4 protein-coding genes are annotated in these 4,629 nt (G+C 63.6%); 2 read left to right on the forward strand and 2 right to left on the reverse strand.

Annotation, left to right across the window (positions count from 1 at the left end; all coding sequences use genetic code 11):
• Positions 1–47 precede the first annotated feature (47 nt).
• Both Q0S16_RS19920 and Q0S16_RS19925 read left to right on the forward strand, forming a co-directional pair.
• Positions 48–797 (forward strand): hypothetical protein, encoded by a 750-nt coding sequence (locus Q0S16_RS19920; RefSeq protein WP_295851986.1) that lies wholly within the window; start codon positions 48–50, stop codon positions 795–797.
• 209 nt (positions 798–1,006) lie between these two features.
• The gene (locus tag Q0S16_RS19925; RefSeq protein WP_295851989.1) at positions 1,007–1,675 is read left to right on the forward strand and encodes a hypothetical protein; all 669 of its coding nucleotides are present in this window, start codon (positions 1,007–1,009) and stop codon (positions 1,673–1,675) included.
• A gap of 153 nt (positions 1,676–1,828) precedes the next feature.
• Here the strand turns inward: Q0S16_RS19925 and Q0S16_RS19930 are convergent, their stop codons facing one another.
• Positions 1,829–2,374, reverse strand: a complete 546-nt coding sequence (locus Q0S16_RS19930) for an adenine phosphoribosyltransferase (protein ID WP_295851991.1) — start codon at positions 2,372–2,374, stop codon at positions 1,829–1,831.
• 133 nt (positions 2,375–2,507) lie between these two features.
• Positions 2,508–4,629, reverse strand: a 2,122-nt coding sequence (locus tag Q0S16_RS19935) for an anthranilate synthase component I (protein ID WP_295851993.1), incomplete at its 5' end; no start/stop codon positions are given.

Genomic DNA, 4,629 nt, shown 5'->3' on the forward strand with positions numbered 1-4,629 from the left:
GCGAGTCTCGCGCGCAGGCCCCAATGACAACGCGACAAAGGAATTCCATGGCGAAGCCAGCAGTGATTGTGGTCGGCGCGGACAAGGGCGGCGTTGGCAAGACCACCGTGTCGCGGACCATTCTGGATTATTTCAGCGCCAACAATGTGCCGACCCGTGCCTTCGACACCGAATCGCCGCGCGGCACGCTGAAGCGCTTCCATCCGGACATCACCGAGATCGTCGACATGACGACCACGGCCGACCAGATGAAGATCTTCGATACGCTGAATTCTTCCGCGCCCTCGGTCACCGTGATCGACGTCCGCGCAGGACTGCTGTCCCCGGCGCTGGCTTCCTTGCGCGACATCGGCTTCCTCGACGCCGCCAAGTCCGGCCAGATCACCTTTGCCGTGTTCCACATTCTCGGGCCCTCGATCGCCTCGCTGGACGAGATCGCCGAGACCGCCGGCTTCATGGGCGGCGCCAAATATTATCTGGTGAAGAATTTCATCAACAACACCAACTTCTTCGAGTGGGACCAGGCGACCTATAATTCCTACTTCCACCGCATCAAGGACGCCGTCGAGCTGACGATTCCGAAGCTCAACGAAATGGCCTATGAGCAGGTCGAAGTGTCCTCGGTGCCGTTCCTCAAATTCGTCGCCAACAAGGGCGTGCATGACGAGGCCGCGAATTACTCCTTCGTGCTGCGCGGCTATGTGCGGCACTGGCTGGCCAATGTGTGGAGCGAATTCGACCGCATCAAGCTGACCGACCTCGTCAACGACAAGCCGCGCGGCCCCGGCGAGAAGTAGGCGTTTTTTTAACCTCTCCCCGCGCTTGCGGGAAGAGGCCTTAGCCTCGCGCCAGCGAGGCTCCGGGTGAGGGGCTGCCGGTGTTTGACGCGCAGACGCCCCTCACCCTAGCCCTCTCCCCGCGAAAGCGGGGCGAGGGAGCGCACGGCCAGCGTTCGGCGGCTTTCGATGATTCTCCTCTGTCCGCTTGATCTTGATATATTGCCCTGATGCGCCGCACGCCCGTCTACATCATCTGTTCGACACGGCCGCAGGTCGGCAAGACGCTGGTGGCGCGGCTGCTGACCGAATTCCTGGCACTGCAGCGCGGCGGCGTCACGGCGTTCGACATCAGCCTGAAAGAACCGTCGCTGCTCGACTTCCTGCCGACACTGACCGAGACCGCGTCGATCGATGACACATTCGACAAGATGGCGCTGATGGACCGCCTGATTGTCGGTGACGACGTCGCCAAGGTGCTTGACCTCGGCTACTTCGCATTCGACGAATTCTTCAAGATGACCGCCGAGATCGGTTTCGCCAAGGAAGCCGCGCGCCGCGGCGTGGCGCCGATCGTGCTGTTCGTCGGCGACACCGACCGCGCCTCGCTGCGCGCCCATGCCACGCTGCGGGCGCAACTGCCGGCCTATGCGCTATATGTCATCAACAACGAACAGGTGGTGCGCGGCGACCTGCCGCCGGCGCTGGCGCAGGGCCGGATCCTGGAGATTTCCGCGCTGCCGAGCTTCCTGAAGACCTATATCGACCGGCTGAATTTTTCCTTCACCGGCTATCTGCGCGCGGAAAAGGATTCATCCACCGAGCTGCACCAGTGGATCCGGAAGAACTATTTCAGCTTTCGCGAGATCGAGCTGCAATTGCTGCTGCGGAGGTCGTGATCGTCATTCCGGGGCGCGAGAGCGCAGCTCGAGCGAACCTCAGCCACTCCAATTGGAGTGGCGGGGAATCCCGAGATGTTTTGGCAAAAGCATTTCCAGGTTCCGGGTTCGCCAGCGGCTGACGCCGCCAGCGCCCCGGAACGACAGATTCAATCAATGCCCGTCAAAACTCATCAGCGTGCGTACCGGGACGTTCATCGCCCGCAGCTTGGCGGCGCCGCCGAGGTCCGGCAGATCGATGATGAAACAGGCCGCCATCACCTCGGCGCCGATCTGGCGCATCAGCTTGCAGGCGCCCTCGGCGGTGCCGCCGGTGGCGATCAGATCATCGACCAGGATGACGCGCTCGCCAGGCTTGATGGCGTCGGCGTGCACTTCCATCTCGTCGAGGCCGTATTCCAGCGAATAGGCGATGCTCACCGTGGTGTGCGGCAGTTTTCCTTTTTTGCGGATCGGCACGAAGCCGGCCGAGAGCTGGTGCGCCACCGCGCCGCCGATGATGAAGCCGCGCGCTTCCATACCGGCGACCTTGTCGATCTTCAAGCCCGCCCAGGGCTGCACCAGTTCGTCGATGGCGCGGCGGAACGAACGCGCGTCGCCGAGCAGCGTGGTGATATCGCGAAACAGGATACCCGGCTTGGGATAATCCTTGATGGTGCGGACGGAGGCTTTGAGATCGTGTTCGAGTTCAGGAGTCATCGGTGTGTTTTCTCAGGTGAGGATAATAGACACTCGTCATTGCGAGGAGCCCTTGCGACGAAGCAATCCAGTCTGCGCGAGTGGCTCTCTGGATTGCCGCGTCGCTTCTCTCCTCGCGATGGCGGCTGCATGGTCAGTGGGTAGCCTTTAGCCGGAATGCATTCTCGACGATGCGCAGGCCGACGTCGCCGCCCAGCGACATCAGCGATTCCGGGTGAAACTGCACACCGCCGATCGGTAGCGTCGTGTGCTCGATGGCCATCGCGATACCGTCCTCGGTGGAGGCGGTGACGGTGAGCACAGCGGGCATGCTGTCCTGCTCGACATAGAGCGAATGGTAGCGGCCGATCACGATCTCGTTGGGCAGGTTGAACATCAGTCTGCCGCCACGGTTCAGCACCCGCGACGGCCGGCCATGCGCCGGCTGCGCCAGTTGCCCGAGCACGCCGCCAAAATATTCGCCGATCGCCTGCACGCCCAGGCAGACGCCGAACACCGGCAATTGCTTCTCCAGCGCGGTGTCGATGGTGCCCTTGATGCCAAAGTCCTCCGGGCGTCCCGGCCCCGGCGACAGCACCAGCAGATCAAATTTTTCCCGGTTCAGCACGGTCTGCGCATGGACATGACGTACCACCGTCACGGTGGCGCCGACCTGACGAAAATAATCCGCCAGCATGTGCACGAAGCTGTCGTCATGGTCGATCAGCAGCACCTTCTTGCCGGAGCCGGACGCATCCGGCGCGAAGGCCGACAGCGGTTTTGGCGCGTCGCCACGCAGCGCCTGGAACAAGGCCGCGGCTTTGGTCTGGCATTCCTTTTCCTCGGCGACGGGATCGGAGTCGAACAGCAGCGTGGCGCCGACGCGGACCTCGGCGAGACCGTCCTTCATCCGGATGGTACGGATGGTGATGCCGGTGTTGATGCCGCCGTCGAACATCACCGCGCCGATCGCGCCGGCGTACCAGCGGCGGCTCGAGCGCTCATTGTCCTCGACGAACTGCATCGCCCACTTCTTCGGCGCCCCGGTGACGGTGACCGCCCAGGCATGGGTGAGGAAGGCATCGAGCGCGTCGAAGCCCGGCCGCAGCACGCCCTCGACGTGGTCGACGGTGTGAAAAAGTTTCGAATAGGTCTCGATCTGGCGCCGCGCCAGCACCTTGATGGAGCCGGGGACGCAGACTCGCGCCTTGTCGTTGCGATCGACATCCGTGCACATGTTGAGCTCGAATTCATCCTTCTCCGAATTCAGCAATTGACGGATCTGCTCGGCATCACCGATGGCATCGAGGCCCCGCGCGATGGTGCCGGAGATCGGACAGGTCTCGATGCGGCGGCCATCGGAGCGCACGAACATCTCAGGGGAGGCTGCCACGAGGAATTCACCGTCGCCGAGGTTCATCAGCGCGCCATAGGGTGACGGGTTGATGACGCAGAGCCGCTGAAACACTTCGGCCGGCGAGCGCTCGCAGGGTTCGGCGAACAATTGGCCCGGCACCGCCTCGAACAGGTCGCCGCGGGCAAAGGCGGCGCGTGCGGTTTCCACCGTGCGCTGATAGTCGCCGGGCGCGTGATCGGCAAAACCCTGGCGCGGCTGTTTGGTGTAGCCCGAGTCCGGCGTCTCGCGCGGCAGGCCGGCGGTCGAGTTGCCCTTCCAGGTGAAATCGTAGCTCAGCGTGACGCCGCAGCCGGTGGCGCGGTCATAGGCCAAAAGCTGGTCCGGCAGATACAGCACGATGTCACGCTGGTCGGCCTCGCGGGCGCGCTTCGGGTTCAGGTCTTCCATCTGGAACACCAGATCATAGGCGAAGGCGCCGAACAGGCCGAGCATCGGGTCTTCCGACGAGAACAGCTGCGCCACCATATCGCGCACCAGCGAGATCACGCTGGCACGGCGGGTACGCTGGTCCTCGTCGACCGGGGCGTCGCCGCGCAGGATGTGGCCTTGCAGCAAATTGGCCGAGCGCCTGTCGATGATGACGGCGGGATCACGCAGCGTGTCGCCGAGGAAGCCGATCAGCACCCGGCCGCGGGCATTCAGTGCCGTCAGCGCAAACCCCGGTCCGGTGGTCTCCAGCAGCAATGGCGGATCGGCAAAGCCGAGGTCGAAGCTCTCATAGCGCCCGGGCACCGTGGTGCCGGACGACAGCACCACGCCGCGGCGATGGTCCAGTAGCTCGATCAGGTCGTCGAGCGCGGTACCGCCGGTGAATTGCGCGACATGACGCGCCACCGCCAACCCGGCTCGGGTCTGGTAG

The organism is Tardiphaga sp., assembly GCF_025356345.1.
GTDB lineage: Bacteria > Pseudomonadota > Alphaproteobacteria > Rhizobiales > Xanthobacteraceae > Tardiphaga.

Excerpts from the sequence above, each read along its gene's own strand:
- Q0S16_RS19920 (WP_295851986.1), top strand. The coding sequence starts at position 48 with ATGGCGAAGCCAGCAGTGATTGTGGTCGGCGCGGACAAGGGCGGCGTT.
- Q0S16_RS19925 (WP_295851989.1), top strand. The coding sequence starts at position 1,007 with ATGCGCCGCACGCCCGTCTACATCATCTGTTCGACACGGCCGCAGGTC.
- Q0S16_RS19930 (WP_295851991.1), bottom strand. The coding sequence starts at position 2,374 with ATGACTCCTGAACTCGAACACGATCTCAAAGCCTCCGTCCGCACCATC.